Source organism: Pandoraea sp. SD6-2, from assembly GCF_000389825.1.
GTDB classification, from domain to species: Bacteria; Pseudomonadota; Gammaproteobacteria; order Burkholderiales; family Burkholderiaceae; genus Pandoraea; species Pandoraea communis.
The window spans coordinates 197,400-213,440 of record NZ_KB944435.1 but is presented as its reverse complement, the minus strand read 5'-3'; the positions used below and the strand labels follow the sequence as shown (position 1 = coordinate 213,440).

At 63.6% G+C, this 16,041-nt stretch carries 14 protein-coding genes; 6 read left to right on the top strand and 8 right to left on the bottom strand.

Going from position 1 to position 16,041, the window contains the following annotated elements; translation table 11 throughout:
- Positions 1-21 precede the first annotated feature (21 nt).
- Together C266_RS10630 and C266_RS27705 are read left to right on the top strand one after the other, a co-directional pair.
- On the top strand, positions 22-813 hold the full coding sequence (locus C266_RS10630) for an SDR family NAD(P)-dependent oxidoreductase (RefSeq protein WP_010808106.1): 792 nt from the start codon (positions 22-24) through the stop codon (positions 811-813).
- Between the two features lie 222 nt (positions 814-1,035).
- Entirely contained in the window at positions 1,036-1,185 is a 150-nt protein-coding gene (locus tag C266_RS27705) for a hypothetical protein (RefSeq protein ID WP_168162894.1), read from the top strand.
- A 100-nt stretch (positions 1,186-1,285) separates the two neighbouring features.
- Here C266_RS27705 and C266_RS10625 read toward each other — a convergent pair whose 3' ends face one another.
- Positions 1,286-1,474, bottom strand: coding sequence for a hypothetical protein (locus tag C266_RS10625; RefSeq protein ID WP_010808105.1), 189 nt, complete (start codon positions 1,472-1,474; stop codon positions 1,286-1,288).
- Positions 1,475-1,827: 353 nt separating this feature from the next.
- On the opposite strand from C266_RS10625, the gene minC reads away from it, so the two are divergent.
- The 3 genes from minC to minE are packed head-to-tail and all read left to right on the top strand — an operon-like array spanning position 1,828 to position 3,703.
- Entirely contained in the window at positions 1,828-2,580 is a 753-nt protein-coding gene (minC, locus tag C266_RS10620; RefSeq protein ID WP_010808104.1) for a septum site-determining protein MinC, read from the top strand.
- A 43-nt stretch (positions 2,581-2,623) separates the two neighbouring features.
- A complete protein-coding gene (gene minD / locus C266_RS10615) occupies positions 2,624-3,439 on the top strand; it encodes a septum site-determining protein MinD (RefSeq protein WP_010808103.1) in 816 nt (271 codons plus the stop codon).
- 9 nt (positions 3,440-3,448) lie between these two features.
- On the top strand, positions 3,449-3,703 hold the full coding sequence (gene minE / locus C266_RS10610) for a cell division topological specificity factor MinE (RefSeq protein WP_010808102.1): 255 nt from the start codon (positions 3,449-3,451) through the stop codon (positions 3,701-3,703).
- Positions 3,704-3,852: 149 nt separating this feature from the next.
- Here minE and C266_RS10605 read toward each other — a convergent pair whose 3' ends face one another.
- From C266_RS10605 to C266_RS10575, 7 genes are all read right to left on the bottom strand, one after another.
- On the bottom strand, positions 3,853-4,905 hold the full coding sequence (locus C266_RS10605) for a DUF1571 domain-containing protein (protein ID WP_010808101.1): 1,053 nt from the start codon (positions 4,903-4,905) through the stop codon (positions 3,853-3,855).
- A 1-nt stretch (position 4,906) separates the two neighbouring features.
- A complete protein-coding gene (locus tag C266_RS10600; protein ID WP_036662455.1) occupies positions 4,907-6,646 on the bottom strand; it encodes an AMP-binding protein in 1,740 nt (579 codons plus the stop codon).
- Between the two features lie 106 nt (positions 6,647-6,752).
- Positions 6,753-8,072: an acetyl-CoA C-acetyltransferase gene (locus tag C266_RS10595; RefSeq protein WP_010808099.1), complete on the bottom strand. Its 1,320-nt coding sequence runs from the start codon at positions 8,070-8,072 to the stop codon at positions 6,753-6,755.
- Positions 8,069-9,025: a MaoC/PaaZ C-terminal domain-containing protein gene (locus tag C266_RS10590; protein WP_081636246.1), complete on the bottom strand. Its 957-nt coding sequence runs from the start codon at positions 9,023-9,025 to the stop codon at positions 8,069-8,071. Before C266_RS10590 ends, C266_RS10595 begins: the two co-directional genes overlap by 4 nt.
- 2 nt (positions 9,026-9,027) lie before the next feature.
- Positions 9,028-10,455, bottom strand: coding sequence for a 3-oxoacyl-ACP reductase (locus C266_RS10585; protein ID WP_010808097.1), 1,428 nt, complete (start codon positions 10,453-10,455; stop codon positions 9,028-9,030).
- 46 nt (positions 10,456-10,501) lie between these two features.
- Positions 10,502-13,000, bottom strand: a complete 2,499-nt coding sequence (locus C266_RS10580) for an acyl-CoA dehydrogenase (RefSeq protein WP_010808096.1) — start codon at positions 12,998-13,000, stop codon at positions 10,502-10,504.
- 315 nt (positions 13,001-13,315) lie between these two features.
- Positions 13,316-14,146 carry a TetR/AcrR family transcriptional regulator gene (locus C266_RS10575; protein ID WP_010808095.1) on the bottom strand — a complete coding sequence of 277 codons (831 nt, stop codon included), beginning with the start codon at positions 14,144-14,146 and terminating at the stop codon, positions 13,316-13,318.
- A gap of 438 nt (positions 14,147-14,584) precedes the next feature.
- Here C266_RS10575 and tig point away from each other — a divergent pair, with 438 nt between their 5' ends.
- A complete protein-coding gene (tig, locus tag C266_RS10570; protein WP_010808094.1) occupies positions 14,585-15,925 on the top strand; it encodes a trigger factor in 1,341 nt (446 codons plus the stop codon).
- Positions 15,926-16,041 lie beyond the last annotated feature (116 nt).

The following is a 16,041-nucleotide window of genomic DNA, read 5'->3' as shown; positions in this document are numbered from 1 at the left end:
CACCGTTCTGGAGACTGACTTATGAATATCGATCTGAAGGAAAAGGTAGCGCTGGTCACGGCATCGACGGCAGGCATCGGTTTTGCCATTGCCCACGGCCTGGCGGCAGCAGGGGCCACGACTCTCATCAACGGGCGTTCGAAGAAAGGGGTGGACGCCGCCGTTGCAAAGCTGCGCGAGGCCCTGCCCGATGCTCAGGTGCGCGGTATCGCTGCGGATCTGGCGACGGCCGAGGGTTGCGATGTGCTTGTGTCCGCCGTGCCCGACGTCGACATTCTCGTGAACAACGCGGGCATCTTTGGCCCGCAGGACTTCTTCGAGGTTCCGGACGAGGTCTGGCAACACTTTTACGACGTCAATGTCCTGTCGGGCGTGCGGCTCTCTCGCGCCTATTTGCCCGGCATGGCAGATCGTAACTGGGGGCGTGTGATCTTCATTTCGTCGGAGTCCGCACTGAATATTCCCGAGGACATGATTCACTACGGTATGACGAAGACGGCGCAACTGGCCGTGTCGCGCGGTCTGGCCAAGCGCATGCGCGGCACGGGGGTGACGGTCAACGCCGTGCTGCCCGGCCCGACGCTCTCGGACGGCATGATCGAGATGCTTCACCAAGCGGGCGTTCCTGCGAATGCTGACATGACACAGGCGGCCGCCGAGTTCGTGCGCGCAAACCGCCCCAGTTCGATTATTGGACGGGCGGCCACCAAGACGGAAGTGGCGAACATGGTGGTTTATGTTGCATCGCCGCAAGCGTCGGCCACGACCGGGGCGGCGCTGCGTGTCGATGGCGGAGTTGTCGACTCGCTCTGAAGCGATGCTCGGATGGCCGGCCGCCCGACCAGTGTCAGGTGGCCATCATCGCCGTGTCAGGTTGAAAATGTTGCGCTGCAGGAACGCTCCGTCATCAACGGTGCAGACATCTTGATGTAACGCAAACGCCGTATACCCGAAGTACTTTCGGGTACCTATTTCGATAGGGATTGCCTAGAATTGAGATGTGCCATCCCGCCGTGTCGAAGTTAGGAGGCCACTATGCTGACCGGGAGCTTGATTGCAATGTTGGTGATTGTGCTGGTCGTCGGCGCTGCCGTCGCCTGGCTGGTGGATCGCAACTGGTGCCGGGAGCACCCGTCAGCGCGCCACACGTGGCGCCGTCAGCGTCGTGACATCCGGCATGGTTAAATCTTGTTGGATCGATCGGGGAACATCCCCCCGCAAATGAAAAGCCCGCCTTCCGGCGGGCTTTTTGTTACTACAGACACCTCAACAGCAGGCTGGGCGCTCAGGCAACTGCCTGAAGGACATACTTGCCCTGGACAGTCAGGCGCGGGGACTTCTCACCCGAGGCCAACTCTTCCCACTCGATCAGTTTGCTTTCAAGCAGCGATTCGAGGTCCGGGCGATTATGCTCCACTTGCTCAGGAGCGTCCTTGACCAGCATCAGGGTGGCAAATTCATGATGACTCAGCATCGTCGTCTCCCGGTTTGCGGTTCCACAGGGGGGGGGTCCCTCGTCAGGGACTTTAAGGATAGGTCACGAATATGGCACTTGCGCGACAAAATTCGTACTTTCGATGCTGCCATGCAGCACTTTTCGGGTTGGACTTTTCCACGGCCAGGATAGGCTTTCGTGATGACACCCAGATGTCAATCGGATAGCATTTTCCTACGCCGGAAACGTATTCAAAATGCACGATTTGCTGCGTCGCAGCAATGGCGATATTTGTGCAAATCACCGCTTCATCCCGCTTATTTGCGGTTTGCTCGCATGCAAGGGGCGGTAGAATGCCCAATTTGCCAGCAATTCGCGCACAACAACCTGACATGCCGCAAAAGAAAACGCCGTACTTCGAGTTACGCAGCGGTGCTGTAGATACCCTGCATTTCGTTGTCAAGACGCCGCAACTGGACACGCTGCGCACTGAATTGGCGCAACGCTTCGAGGCGACCCCGGAGTTCTTTGCGGGCGACACGGTCGCCATCGACGTTCGGCGTCTGGCCGGCGACGAGCGGGTTGCCGTGCCCGCGCTAGCCGAAATGCTGGCCGAATTCCGTATGAAGCCGATCGGTGTGGTGGCCAACAGCGAGCAAACCGATTGGGCCGTGGTAGAGGGTCTGCCTCGGCTGGACAGCCACGAACGCCGCATCTCGCGCGCGCCGCGCGAGAGCGAGGCAGTCCCCGAGCCGGCCGTGGAACCCGCCGAAGCGGCACCTGCGCAAGCGGCGCCTGACACTGGCGCGATTGCCTCGACCATCATCGACAAGCCGTTGCGTTCGGGCCAGCAGGTCTACGCAAAGGGCGATTTGATCATCCTCGATTTGGTCAGTTACGGTGCCGAGGTGATCGCGGAAGGTAATATTCACATTTACGCGCCGCTACGGGGGCGGGCGCTGGCAGGGGTGAAGGGCAAGCTCGATGCGCGCATCTTCTGTACCTGTCTGGAGCCTGAGCTGATTTCCATCGCCGGTATCTACCGGACTGGCGAGTATGCGCTGCCGCCCGATGTACAGGGGCGTTCGGTGCAGGTGCGGCTGGTAGACGACAAACTGATTTTCGAGCCCCTCGGGCTCAAATGATTCGTAGCTAAATTCATCCTCAAGTTTGGGAAGGCATCGACAGATGGCAAAAGTGATTGTGGTGACCTCTGGCAAGGGTGGTGTCGGTAAGACGACGACCAGCGCCAGCTTTTCCGCCGGCCTCGCCTTGCAGGGGCACAAGACGGCAGTCATCGATTTTGACGTCGGCCTGCGCAATCTCGATCTCATCATGGGTTGCGAGCGCCGCGTCGTGTACGACCTGATCAACGTGATTCAGGGCGAAGCAAACCTTAACCAGGCGCTCATCAAGGACAAGGCCTGCGAGAACCTGTTCATCCTGCCCGCCTCGCAGACACGTGACAAGGAAGCACTCACGCAAGCGGGTGTCGAGAAGGTCATCAAGGACCTGACCGACATGGGCTTCGAATACATCGTGTGCGATTCGCCGGCCGGTATCGAGTCGGGCGCATTGCTCGCGATGCATTTCGCCGACGAAGCGCTCGTGGTCACGAACCCCGAAGTGTCGTCGGTGCGCGACTCGGATCGCATTCTGGGTATTCTCTCGTCGAAGACGAAGCGCGCCATCGAAGGCAGCGAACCGATCAAGGAGCACTTGCTCATCACCCGTTACAACCCGAAACGTGTCAACGACGGCCAGATGCTGTCGCTTGAGGACATCCAGGAAATTCTGCGAATCAAGCTCATCGGCGTGATTCCGGAGTCGGAGTCGGTGTTGCACGCCTCCAACCAGGGCACGCCGGCGATTCATCTCGACGGCACCGATGTGGCCGACGCCTATCGCGACGTGGTGAGCCGATTCAAGGGCGAAGACAAGCCCATGCGCTTTACCGACTATCAAAAGCCGGGGTTGTTACAGCGCATCTTCGGCTCGAAGTAAGGAGCGCCCATGTCCTTCCTGTCTTTCCTCCTGGGGGAGAAGAAAAAGACCGCCGCCGTTGCCAAAGAGCGCCTGCAGATCATTCTGGCGCACGAACGCGCGGGCTCGTCGCCGCCTGCAGACTATCTGCCGGCCCTGCAACGCGAGCTGGTCGCCGTCATCTCCAAGTACGTCAAAATCGCACAAGACGACATCAAGGTCAGCGTCGAGCATCAGGACAACCTGGAAGTGCTCGAAGTGAAGATCGAACTGCCGCAGACCTGAACGGTCGGGGCAGGCCGGCACCGGCGAGACATCGCAGGTGCCGGCAGATGATGTTCGGCTAAGCGAAAGCCCGCCACCCTCGATGCAGGGTGGCGGGCTTTCGTCGTGCCTGTGCAGCTTATGCGCGCCGGTCACCGGCGCACCTCGCGTCAGAACTTGTAGTCGGGGCTCTTGGGATCGAACGTCGCGTCGGTCCATTGCGCCTTGCGCACTTTCTCGAAGCGCATTTCTTCGACCTTCTGCCCTGTCGCGTCCCAGGCTTCGATGCCGCGCGGGCGTCCCGTCTTCAGATCGATCAGGACACGCGATTTGTTGGCGTAGTGTTGAGGCGGGCCGGACGGTGCATCCCACTCCAGTGCCAGCATGCGCACGCCGTTCGATTCGGAAACCGAAATTCCCGCGGGCTTCTCGGGCAGTCCGGCGGCGCGGAAGCTGCGGCCGTCATGGGCAATCTGTTCCGCAATGAACGCGAAGCCGAGATCGCGCACCGTGTGATTCGATTGCGAGCGCGCGAGCGTGCCGTCGATACTGCTCCAGATCGAGGCGAAGCCGAGAATGCCGCCGAGATGGCCGTACATCTCCTTTGGGCGCTTCGTCTCGTCGTAGATGATTTCCTGCCCTGAGTGGGCGCCGTCGGGCAGCCACTTTGCGTAGATCTGCAATGGCTTTTCGCGAATCTTCACGAGCATGCGGTCGGGCGTCGTCTGCCACTGGTCATTGATGCGCTCGTGGCGCGTCAGCTCGTATTGGTACTCGGGCAACGCGGCCGACTCGGCTTTCAGAAACCGGACGAGGGCGTCGGCTTGAAGCGCCTGCATGCGTGCGACGATGTCGTCGTCGCTCATCTTTGCCAACTCGCCGCTCTTGATCGCGTGCGACAGCCACTGCGCTTGCGCGGCAACGGGCAAGGCGGCCAGTCTTGACACTTCGACGTCGGCCGGCGATGCCGCGTTGCCTGCCGCATTTGCGCCGGGCGCAGCGGGTGCCGAGGCACCTGTGACGGTATTGGTCTGGCCCACGGCGTCGCGCGTGCTCAGTGCGCCGGCAACGAGCGCCGCAGGCAGCAGCGCGAGCGACAGTGCGACACGATGCATCGTGGCCGTTGGCAGGGGCAGGCGAAGCGCAAGGCGAAGGTGAAGGCGAAGGCCGCGCACGCGACGGCAGACGATGCTGGCGGTACGGAAAGCAGGGTGCATGGCCATGTCATTGGTCTCCTTGCGTCGATGCCACCGGCTCGCGCAGTTCGCGCCGCAGGATCTTGCCGACGGTTGTCTTGGGCAGTTCGCCTTCACGGAATTCGACGATGCGCGGCACCTTGTAAGCGGTCAGGTGCTGGCGGCAGTGGGCCAGCATCGCTTCGGCGCTCAAGGCGGGATCTTTTGCCACGACCACGAGCTTCACGCGCTCGCCGGCGATCGGATCGGGCACGCCGACCACCGCCGCTTCGCGCACCCCAGGATGCAGCATCACGACATCCTCGATCTCGTTCGGATAGACATTGAAGCCCGACACCAGAATCATGTCCTTCTTGCGGTCGATGAGGCGAACGTAACCACGCTCGTCCATCACACCGATGTCGCCGGTCATCAGCCAGCCGTCGGCGTCGAACGTTTTGGCGGTGTCTTGCGGCCGCTGCCAATAGCCGCGCATGACCTGCGGGCCGCGCACGCACAATTCGCCCGGCTCACCCAGATCGGCCCATGTGCCGTCGTCACGTTTGAAGCGCACGTCGGTCGACGGTGCGGGCAGACCGATGGAGCCGGTGAAATCGAAGGCGTCCATGTGCGCGATGTCGACCGGGTTCATCGTGACGATGGGCGAGCATTCCGTGAGGCCGTAGCCCTCGATGATCGGCTTGCCGGTCACTTGCTTCCACCGATCCGCAATCGCGCGTTGCGTCGCCATGCCGCCCGCCAGCGACAACTTCAATCTGGAGAAATCGCGGGCGCAAAAGTCGGCATTTTCAAGCAGGCCGTTGAACAGCGTATTCACGCCTGTGACGCCGGTGAACGTTTCGTGGCGGATGATGTAGACAACCTTCTTCACGTCGCGCGGATTCGCAATCAGGATGTTGCGTCCGCCAAGACTCATGAACACCAGACAGTTCACCGTGAGCGAGAGGATGTGATACATCGGCAGCAGCGACAGATTGACCTCAATGTCGCCATCGAGCTGATCGGCCGCCCACGCCTCGGTCTGGAGCAGGTTGGCCAGCACGTTGCCGTGCGTGAGCATGGCCCCCTTGGCGACCCCTGTGGTGCCGCCCGTGTACTGAAGGAAAGCGAGGTCGTCGCGCGCGAGGGGCACTGGGGATGGCGTATGCTTCGCGCCCTCGGCAAGCGCCCGGCGCAGCGATATGGCCTGCGGCAGATCGTAAGCCGGCACCTGCCTGGCCACCTTGCGCATGAGAAAGTTGACGAAGTGCCCCTTGACGTTCGCACCGGGGCCCAGCAAGTCGCCGATCTGCGTGAGGAGCACGTGGCGCACGTCGGTGCCGGGAATCGCCTCCTGTACTGTCCTGGCAAAGTTCTCGAAGACGACGATGGTGTGCGCACCGCTGTCCAGCAACTGGTGTTTCAATTCGCGAACGGTGTAGAGCGGATTGACGTTGACGACCACGGCGCCCGCGATGAGCGAGCCGAAAAGGCAGATCGGATACTGGAAGCAGTTGGGCATCATGAGTGCGACGCGCTCACCCTTCTTTACGCCCTGGGCTTGCAGCCACGCGGCGAACGCATACGCCTGACGGGCGACCTCGGCATAGATCATCTCGCTGCCGAGACTCACGAACGCGATGCGTTCCCGGTATTTGTCGATCCACTCGTCGAAGGCCTGCACGAGCGACGTGTAACGGGTCACGTCGATGTCGGCCGGCACGCCGGGAGGGTACGCGTTTAGCCAGACTCGTTCCTGCTGGACCGCTTGATCCATCGTTGTCTCCATTCATAGGCACAGACGCCCGCGGCCGATGGGTTGCTCTGCTGGCAACGCGCATCCGTGCGCAGGGCCGTGCTTTTCGGCTGCCCCTTTACTGCTTGCTCCTTTGTTTTTATCGTTCCAGCATCGCGACCACGCCTTGTCCGCCGGCCGCACAAATCGAGATGAGACCGCGCCCGCCGCCACGTTCGGCCAGCAGCTTGGCAAGGGTGGCGAGAATGCGGCCGCCGGTCGCTGCGAACGGGTGGCCGCAGGCGAGCGAACTGCCGTTCACGTTCAGCCGTTGCCGATCGATGCTGCCCAACGGCGCGGTCAGGCCGAGTTTGTCCCGGCAATATTGCGGGTCCTCCCACGCTTTCAGGGTGCAAAGCACCTGCGCGGCGAATGCCTCGTGAATTTCGTAGAAGTCGAAGTCCTGCAACGTGAGCCCGGCCTGAGCCAGCATGCGCGGCACGGCGTACGCGGGCGCCATGAGCAGGCCTTCGCGCTGCGTCTCGTCGGGGTTGAAGAAGTCGACGGCCGCCGTTTGCGAATACGTCAGATAGGCGAGTACCGGGATGTTGTGTGCCCGCGCCCAGTCTTCGCTCGCGAGCAATACGCACGACGCGCCATCGGTGAGCGGTGTCGAGTTGCCCGCTGTGAGCGTGCCCGTGGCACTGCGGTCGAACACCGGCTTGAGGCTGGCGAGTTTCTCGAGCGTGACGTCGGGCCGCAGGTTGTTGTCGCGTTGCAGGCCGAGAAAGGGCGTCATCAGATCGAGAAAGAACCCGCGCTCATACGCGGCGGCGAGATGTTGGTGGCTCGCGAGCGTGAGTTCGTCCTGCGCGGCGCGTTCGATCTGCCAGCGCTTGGCCATCAATTCGCAATGCTCACCCATCGACAGCCCCGTGCGCGGCTCGCCATTGCGCGGCAACGCGGGGCGGAACAACATACCCGGGCGCACCTTCGCGAGTGCGCCGAGCTTGCCGCCGGTGCTGCGCTGCCGGTTCGCTTCGAGCAGAATCTGCCGGAGCTTTTCGTTCACGCCCATGGGGGCGTCCGACGCCGTGTCGACCCCCCCGGCAATGGCCACGTCGATCTGACCGAGCGCGATCTTGTTGCCGGTGAGGATCGCCGTCTCGAGGCCCGTGCCGCACGCTTGCTGGACGTCGTAGGCGGGGGTCTGCGCGGCGAGCGTGGTCGACAGGACGGATTCGCGCGTCAGATTGAAGTCGCGGGCGTGCTTGAGGACTGCCCCGGCGGCGACCTCGCCCAGACGTTGCCCATGCAGCGCGAAACGGTCGACAAGGCCCTGGATCGAGGCCGTCAACATGTCCTGATTCGATGCCGTGGCATAGGCCGTGTTCGACCGGGCGAACGGGATGCGGTTGCCACCGAGAATGGCAACGCGACGCAAGGCAGGGGCCGGCGCGGTGGGTTTGAGGGCACTCATGAAGGGTCCGTAGCGAACGTGTTGATGGCGGGCGATGCGCCCGGCGCGGCCTGCCACCGTGCGCGCAGATGCGGGACAGCGCCCGCCGCGTCGCGCAGCTCGACAACACTGCGGTGCGGATCGCACCAGAGCGTGGCTTCTCCGGGCAGCAGCAGCGGTGTCTTGAATTCCACGAGAAGGTCGAGGCACCGCTCGTCGGCGGGCAGCACTGCGGCGAGCGTTCGGGCGAAGCTCCACATGCCGTGAATGATCGGTCGCGGGAAGCCGAACCACTTGGCAGTGATCGGCCAGAGGTGGATCGGGTTGTAATCGCCGGAGACGCGCGCGTACTGACGGCCGAGGTCGCCCGGTACCCGCCACGTGGCAGTCTTCACGAGCGACGGGCCTGCGCTTAGCTCGGCGCGATAGGGGGCGCCAAGCGGGGCGCGTACGCCGGTGCGCAGGTACAGGCTCTCGCCCGACCACACGACTTCGCCTGCGCGGCGGGCGGTGGTGAGCACCGTGAAGACCTGCCCCTTGTCATGTGCGTACAGCGGGCCGCACCGCACGTCGAGGTCCAGCCGATCCCCCACGGCGAGCGGCGCGTGGGTACGGACGCGATTTGCCAGATGCACCATGCCGAGCATGGCGAATGGAAACGCGCGGTCAGTCATCAACAGCATATGCAGCGGGAACGCGAGCAAGTGCGGCCACGTGGGCGGGACACCGTGGGCGTCGGTAAAGCCGCATAAGCGCGCATAACGAGCGATGCCGGCCGCGTCGAGCGCGACATTGCGGCGCCCGAACGCCAGCGGGGGCAGCGATTGCGCCAGCGCCGGTTTGCGGGACGACAGCAGTGCGCGCAGATACAGATGAAGCGGTGAGGGCGGACGCGTGACATTGATGGCGGTCTGCTCCGTCGGCGTGGCGGGCGGCACGGTGTCCTGCGGATCGCGCGGGCGGTCGTTGGCCATGGTCATGCCCCCAGCAGGCTCTGACCGCAGACACGCACGACCTGTCCGGTCAGCGCCCCGGAGGCCGGATGTGCGAGCCACGCGATGGCCTCGGCGACGTCGACCGGCTGGCCGCCCTGGCCGAGCGAGTTCATGCGGCGTCCGGCTTCACGGATGGCGAACGGTACGGCGGCGGTCATCTGCGTTTCAATGAATCCGGGGGCGACGGCGTTGATGCTGATGTGGCGCTCGGCGAGCACCGGCGACCAGGCTTCCACCATGCCAATCACGGCCGCCTTCGACGCGGCATAGTTCGTCTGCCCGCGATTGCCCGCAATGCCGCTGATCGACGCCACGCCGACGATCCGGCTGTTGGCACGCAGCACGCCTGCGTCGAGCAGCGCGGCGTTAAGCCGTTGCGGCGCACCGGCGTTGATGTCGAGCACGCTCTGCCATTGCGCCTCGCTCATGCGCACGAGTGTCTTGTCGCGTGTGATGCCGGCGTTATGGACGAGGATGTCGAGGCCGCGCGGTGCGTGCGCCGACAGATGTGCCAGCAGCGTGACGCCCGCCTCGGGCGCGGCGATGTCGCATGCGAGGGCGCTACCTTCGAGACGCGCCGCTACGGCTTCGAGTGGCGCCTGTGCGCCCGGGATGTCGACGCACACGACATGTGCGCCGTCGCGCGCCAGCACGGTGGCAATGGCTTCGCCGATGCCGCGTGCTGCGCCGGTCACAACCGCGACTTGCCCGGCGAGCGGGCGCTGATCGCGCATCGGTGGCGTTTCGAACACGGGGTCCTGCAAGGTGACAGCCTGCCCGCTTACATAAGCGGCGCGCGGTGACAGGAAGAAGCGCAACGTCGAGTGCAAGGCTTCGCGCGCGCGTGGCGCGACGTAAAGCAACTGCGCCGTAGCCCCGCGTTTGAGTTCCTTCGCAAGCGAGCGCACGAAGCCCTCAAGCGCTCGCTGTGCAACGCTGGCTTGTGGCGTCGGCGCCAGCGATGGCGGCAAGCCCAGCACGAGCACCCGCGCACAGCGGTCGAGTGTCGCGAGGGTGTCGTGGAAGAACGTGTAGAGCGCGCTCAGCTCGCCGGTGTCGGCGATGGCGCTGGCGTCGAACAGCAGGGCTTTGGGACGCACCCCTTCGTTCGGATTGAAGCGCCCGCTCATCGTGCCCGCCTTGTTGGCGTACGAAATCCAGTCGAGTCGCGCCACGTGGGCAAGGCTGGGAACACCAAGCCAATGCAGTTCGCGGGCCAGGCCGGGCAATAGCGGCGCGTCCGCCGCGCCGCCCACGACGGCGAGCGGCGCTGCAATCTCGCGTGTCACGGTGTCGCCGAAGGGCGGCATGCGCTCGAGCGGCACGGGGCGCGGCAGCCCCAGCGCATTGGCCAGACGGCTGCCTACGGCGGAGTTGGCGAAGGCTAGGTATCGGTCGGACGTCGTCACGGCGCGTAAATCCTCAGAGTGATGGGCAGACGTGGCAGGGGCTGGCTCAGGTGGTGAGTGCTTCGCCGGCCGCTTCCTGTTGTTGGGCGTGTTGCATGTCGGCGAGGCGTCCGAAGTCGGCAGGGAAGTCGTCGACGGCCACCGCGCGTGCGGCGTAGTCGGCGTATTGGGTGAGCACCCGGCGCTCGTCGTCGCTCACAAGTTGCAACGTTGCGGCCTGGTCCACCCACGCCGTGAATTCGGGCAGGCTTTGCGGCATCGCCGGCAGACGGCCTTCCTTGATCGCGATGCGCAGACGCTGCTCGATGGCGGTGACCTGCGGCGTCATCTGGAAGACGATCTCGCCATAGGCAAGCCCGTCGATTTCAACGCGTGGCGAGTAGCTGCCTGCGATGAGGCGCTCGCGCGCGTCGCCCGGCGTTTGCATCAATTCGGCCACTTGTGTCGCGAGCGCATCGGACGGCTTGGCGTACGGCAGGCCGAGCGGTGCGAGTTTCCAGTGCATCCACCAGGCGACAACGCCCGACGGGTAGTTCGCCAGCACGCCTTCGAAGGCTTCGCGTGCCTGCCAGAGTGCGTCTTGCGCGGCCCAATGCACCAGTGGCAGATCGGCTTTCGGACGGCCTTCGTCCTCGAAACGCTTGAGCGTTGCGGTGAGCAGGAACAGTTGCGAGAGGATGTCGCCCAGGCGGCCCGTGATGCTCTCGCGACGCTTGAGCGAGCCGCCGAGGACCGCCATCGAGACGTCGGATGCAATCGCAAGCAGTGTCGACATGCGATTCGCGGCACGATAGTAGGGATGCAGCTCGGGCGCGGCATTCGACGGCACGGCAGAGAACCGGGCGTGCGTGATGCCATGCAACGCGCCGCGCGCGATGTTGCTCGTCACGAAGGTCAGATGGCCGAAAAGGGCGTCGTCGAATGCGCGCACGGCGGTAGCGTGATCCGCTGTCTGCGCCGCAGCGAGTTCTTTGAGCACGTACGGATGGCAGCGGATGGCGCCCTGACCGAAGATCATCAGGCACCGCGTCATGATGTTGGCGCCCTCGACCGTGATCGACACCGGAATTTGCTGATAGGCGCGGGCGAGGAAGTTGTTCGGGCCCATGCAGATGCCTTTGCCCGCCACGACATCCATGCCGTCGTTCACCACTTTGCGCGCGCGCTCGGTCACGTGATATTTCGCGATGGCGGAAATCACCGAGGGCTTCTCGCCAAGATCGACGGCGAGCGCTGCCATGCGGCGCGCCGCGTCCATTGCATACAAATTACCGGCCATGCGGGCGAGCGCTTCCTGCACGCCTTCGAACTTGCCGATCGGCGTGCGGAACTGACGGCGCACCGCAGCGTAGGCGCCCGTGGCGCGCACCGCGATCTTCGAATAGCCGACGTTCGACGACGGCAGCGAGATCGCACGGCCAGCCGCGAGACACTCCATCAGCATCCGCCAGCCCTTGCCCACTTGGGCCTGACCGCCAATGACCCAGTCGAGGGGAATGAAGACGTCCTTGCCGGCATTCGGGCCGTTCTGGAAAACGGCGTTCAGCGGCCAGTGGCGGCGGCCGATCACGACGCCCGGATGGTTGGTCGGGATCAGTGCGCAAGTGATGCCCGGCGCGTCGTCGTCACCCAGCAGATGGTCGGGGTCGAGGGCGCGGAACGCCAGGCCCAGCACCGTCGCGATCGGGCCGAGGGTAATGTAGCGCTTGTTCCATGTGACACGGAAGCCCAGCGTTTCACGGCCGTCATGTACGCCGCGGCAGACGACGCCAACGTCGGGAATGGCGGCGGCGTCAGAGCCCGCGTAAGGGCTCGTGAGCGCGAAGCAAGGGATCTCTTCGCCCTTTGCCAGGCGCGGCAGGTAGTAGTTCTTTTGCGCCTCGGTGCCGTAGTGCAGCAGCAGTTCGGCCGGGCCGAGCGAGTTCGGCACCATGACCGACACGGCGGCGGCGGAACAGCGCGACGCCAGCTTCATCACCACTTGCGAGTGCGCATAGGCGGAGAATTCGTGACCTCCGTAGCGCTTGGGGATGATCATGCCCAGAAAGCCGGCATCCTTCGCGTATTGCCAGGCTTTCGGCGGCAAGTCTTGCCAGACTTGTGTGCTTTCCCAGTCGTTGGACAGATCGCACAGATGTTCGACCTCGTGTGCCATGAAGGCCTGTTCTTCGGCAGATAGGGCGGGCGCGGGCAGCGCCATGAACTTCTGCCAGTCGGGGCGGCCGGAGAACAGATCGGCATCCCACCAGACGGTGCCGGCTTCAATGGCGTCTTTTTCCGTCTCCGACATTTCCGGCATGATCGTGCGGAATTTGGCGAGCATGGGCGCGGTAACCCATGCACGGCGCCATGGGCCGATGCTCAGGATCAACGCTGGCAAGACGAACACGATGGCGAGGACGACAGTCGCGACCGTTCCCGTCAGTGCCGCCGCTGCGCCTACGCCAACCCATAGCGCCGTGGCGATGAGCCATTGCCAGGCATGCGCGCGATAGAAAAGCAGGGCGGTCACGCCCACGACAAACGCGAGAATCCATGCGGCCATCATTTTCTCCTCCCTTTCGGTTCAGCTTTCCCGCAAGCGCTGGGCGTTATACCGGTGATGGCGGATACGCCATGTCCGGCACCTGTGGGGGCTGTCGTCTTTGTGCCATCTGCCGGTGATCGCTGGCATTGCGCCCGGTCCAAACCGGCGACGGCGTTATTGTTGGATCGCTCGGCGACCGGTTGGTGCGCCGAGAATTCAGGTGACGCGTCGAAGATGCGAATGCAACTCGTGAAAGTCGTTGGTGCAGCGCGCCTGGCGCACGGCGCGGCGATCCTTCCGGAACGCCTTCAGGCGTTTGCGCGGGGCTTACGCTCAGGCGTTCGCGAATGCGAGGTCGTTGTCTCCGGAGGCTGGCCCGTGGCCTTCGTCCCGTGGCGCCGGGGCGAGGTGCTCTGTGCCGTGCCCGGCCTCACGCGGAGGGGTGATATTGGCGTCTTTCGCAAGCGCGAAGACGGCGGCGAAGCTCGCCAGTTGCTCCTCGCCCGGCATCGGTGCCTTGAGCGCTGCCACCATGAGCGCGGTGAGTCTTGCGACGACCTGCAAGTCGCCCATCGGCTGGCCTTGCGCAAAGGTGTCGATCAAGCGCGATGTGTCGGTGCTCGCCAGCACGCCGGACAGCGCCTGCAGGGCGAAGTGCAGCCGCCAGCCCAGTTCCTGGCGCGGCAGCTCGGGCAAGGCGCGCGCGAAGGCCTCGAAGAATCGCTCGAACACCGGGGCGTAGTGCCGTTGCAGATAATCGCGGATGAACGGGGACGGATCGGCATAGACACGCCCGAGCAGACGCAGGAACGCCGGGCCGCCGATATCGCGATGATGGGAAATGGCCAGGGCAGGGATGAACATCGCCCCGAGCACGTGCTCGCACGTTAGCTGCGGTGACGGCCAGGTGGCTTCGGCCCGGGTCAGCAATGCGAGACGCTCTTCGTTGAGCCGGTCGAGCCGTCGCGAGAGCATGGCCTGAAGCAAGGTTTCCTTGCTTCCGAAGTGATAGTTGACGGCAGCCAGATTGACCTCGGCGCGTGACGTGATCTGGCGCAGGGACATGGCTTCGTAGCCGAATTCGATATAAAGATCTTCTGCGGCATCGAGGATGCGCAGCTTGGTATCGCCGGCTTGTCGGCCGGCCGAGAGGCGTAAGCTCACGACGATCCCCCGTTCAGTAGGACGCGGCACAACGCCACGTCGAGTCAATGAACCGATGTTTCATTCAAACGTTCGATTGAATCCTAGAACGCCAATAGACGTCTCCCAAGATCTTTTTGTGGACGTGGCCCTCTAAAGCGTTGTTCCGCCCAATAGGGACGCGCCTGACGTGGCAGATGGCGCCGGGAAGGTGCGCGAAGGCAAAATGGTCCGATTTCCCTGATTTCCGGCCGGAAAGTCTGGAGACGGGACAATAGTTTGCTAAAATGTCCCGCTTTGTGTGCAAAACCGTTTTGGGGCTACCCCGATTTGTCGGGGGCGGAGGGAAGCCGGCGTTACATCGCCGGTTCCGGCCCAAGGTTGATTAACTGACTGGGTCCGCTTGCGGCATTCCCTCGCCGCAACACAGAACGACCCTCTGGATGGACGAATATCCTCATGACTATCGCTGTTGAAAACCTCGGCAAGCTCGAGCGCCGCTTTACCATCGCCCTGCCCAAGCAGGAAGTCGAAAAAGAAGTCGCAGCTCGCATTCAAAAGCTGTCGAAGACGGTTCGCATGCCGGGCTTCCGTCCGGGCAAGGTGCCCCTGAAGATGGTCACCCAGCAATACGGTGGTCAGGTCGAAGCCGAAGTCGTGAGCGACAAGGTTGGCCAGCAATTCTTCGAAATCAGCAAGGAACAGGATCTGCGTGTGGCAGGCCAGCCGCGCTTCGCGCCGAAGGCCGATGCTGCCGACACCGAATACGCATTCGACGCCACGTTCGAGATCTACCCGGAAGTCAAGATCGGTGATCTGGCCGCCGCGGAAGTCAGCCGCACCACGACCGACGTCTCGGAAGCCGAGATCGATCGCACCATCGACATCCTGCGCAAGCAGCGCGTGCACTATCACGTGCGCGGCGAAGCTGGCGCCCATGGCGACGGCGGCGCGGTGGAAGCCAAGGATGGCGACCGTGTGACGGTCGACTTCGTCGGCAAGATCGACGGTGAAGTGTTCGCCGGCGGTAGCGCCGAAGACTTCGTCTTCGTGCTGGGCGAAGGCCGCATGCTGCCGGAATTCGAGAAGGCCACGCTGGGCCTGAAGGTCGGCGAGTCGAAGGAATTCGAGCTCAAGTTCCCGGACGAGTACCACGGCAAGGAAGTGGCTGGTAAGACCGCCACGTTCACCGTCACGCTGAAGAAGGTCGAGTGGGCGCACCTGCCGGAAGTCGACGCCGAGTTCGCCAAGTCGCTCGGTATCGCGGATGGCAGCATCGAAAAGATGCGCGCCGACATCAAGGAAAACCTGTCGCGCGAAGTGAAGCGCCGTACGCAGGCCCTGCTCAAGGATCAAGTGATGAACGCATTGATCTCCGTGGCAGAGCTCGAAGTGCCGAACGCGCTGGTCGCTCAGGATCAGGAGCGTCTGGTGGCGATGGCTCGTCAGGACCTCGCACAACGCGGCGTGCCGAACGCTGGCAACGTGCCGATCCCGGCGGAGATGTTCAAGGAGCAAGCCGAGCGTCGCGTGAAGCTGGGTCTCATCCTGGCTGAGCTGGTCAAGCAGAACGACCTGCAAGCCAAGCCGGAGCAGATCAAGGCCGAAGTCGAAGAGTTCGCGAAGAGCTACGAAGACCCGCAAGAAGTCGTCCGCTGGTACTATGGCGATCAGCAGCGCATGGCGGAAATGGAAGGTTTTGTCGTCGAGAACAACGTAGTCGAGTTCGTCATGGGTAAGGCCAAGGTGACCGACAAGCAAGTCAGCTTCGAAGAGCTGGCTGGCAACACGCAGTCCTGATCGAGCGCGACACGACCAACTGAGCCGCCGCGGCCGCAAGGCCGTGGCGGTTCTTTTCCAAATGGCCCCCGGGCCTCCTCCCTGCGGCGCGCAAAACCATCTCGATAGAAGGGTCG

Excerpts from the sequence above, each read along its gene's own strand:
- C266_RS10630 (WP_010808106.1), top strand. The coding sequence starts at position 22 with ATGAATATCGATCTGAAGGAAAAGGTAGCGCTGGTCACGGCATCGACG.
- C266_RS27705 (WP_168162894.1), top strand. The coding sequence starts at position 1,036 with ATGCTGACCGGGAGCTTGATTGCAATGTTGGTGATTGTGCTGGTCGTC.
- C266_RS10625 (WP_010808105.1), bottom strand. The coding sequence starts at position 1,474 with ATGCTGAGTCATCATGAATTTGCCACCCTGATGCTGGTCAAGGACGCT.
- minC (WP_010808104.1), top strand. The coding sequence starts at position 1,828 with ATGCCGCAAAAGAAAACGCCGTACTTCGAGTTACGCAGCGGTGCTGTA.
- minD (WP_010808103.1), top strand. The coding sequence starts at position 2,624 with ATGGCAAAAGTGATTGTGGTGACCTCTGGCAAGGGTGGTGTCGGTAAG.
- minE (WP_010808102.1), top strand. The coding sequence starts at position 3,449 with ATGTCCTTCCTGTCTTTCCTCCTGGGGGAGAAGAAAAAGACCGCCGCC.
- C266_RS10605 (WP_010808101.1), bottom strand. The coding sequence starts at position 4,905 with ATGGCCATGCACCCTGCTTTCCGTACCGCCAGCATCGTCTGCCGTCGC.
- C266_RS10600 (WP_036662455.1), bottom strand. The coding sequence starts at position 6,646 with ATGGAGACAACGATGGATCAAGCGGTCCAGCAGGAACGAGTCTGGCTA.
- C266_RS10595 (WP_010808099.1), bottom strand. The coding sequence starts at position 8,072 with ATGAGTGCCCTCAAACCCACCGCGCCGGCCCCTGCCTTGCGTCGCGTT.
- C266_RS10590 (WP_081636246.1), bottom strand. The coding sequence starts at position 9,025 with ATGGCCAACGACCGCCCGCGCGATCCGCAGGACACCGTGCCGCCCGCC.
- C266_RS10580 (WP_010808096.1), bottom strand. The coding sequence starts at position 13,000 with ATGGCCGCATGGATTCTCGCGTTTGTCGTGGGCGTGACCGCCCTGCTT.
- tig (WP_010808094.1), top strand. The coding sequence starts at position 14,585 with ATGACTATCGCTGTTGAAAACCTCGGCAAGCTCGAGCGCCGCTTTACC.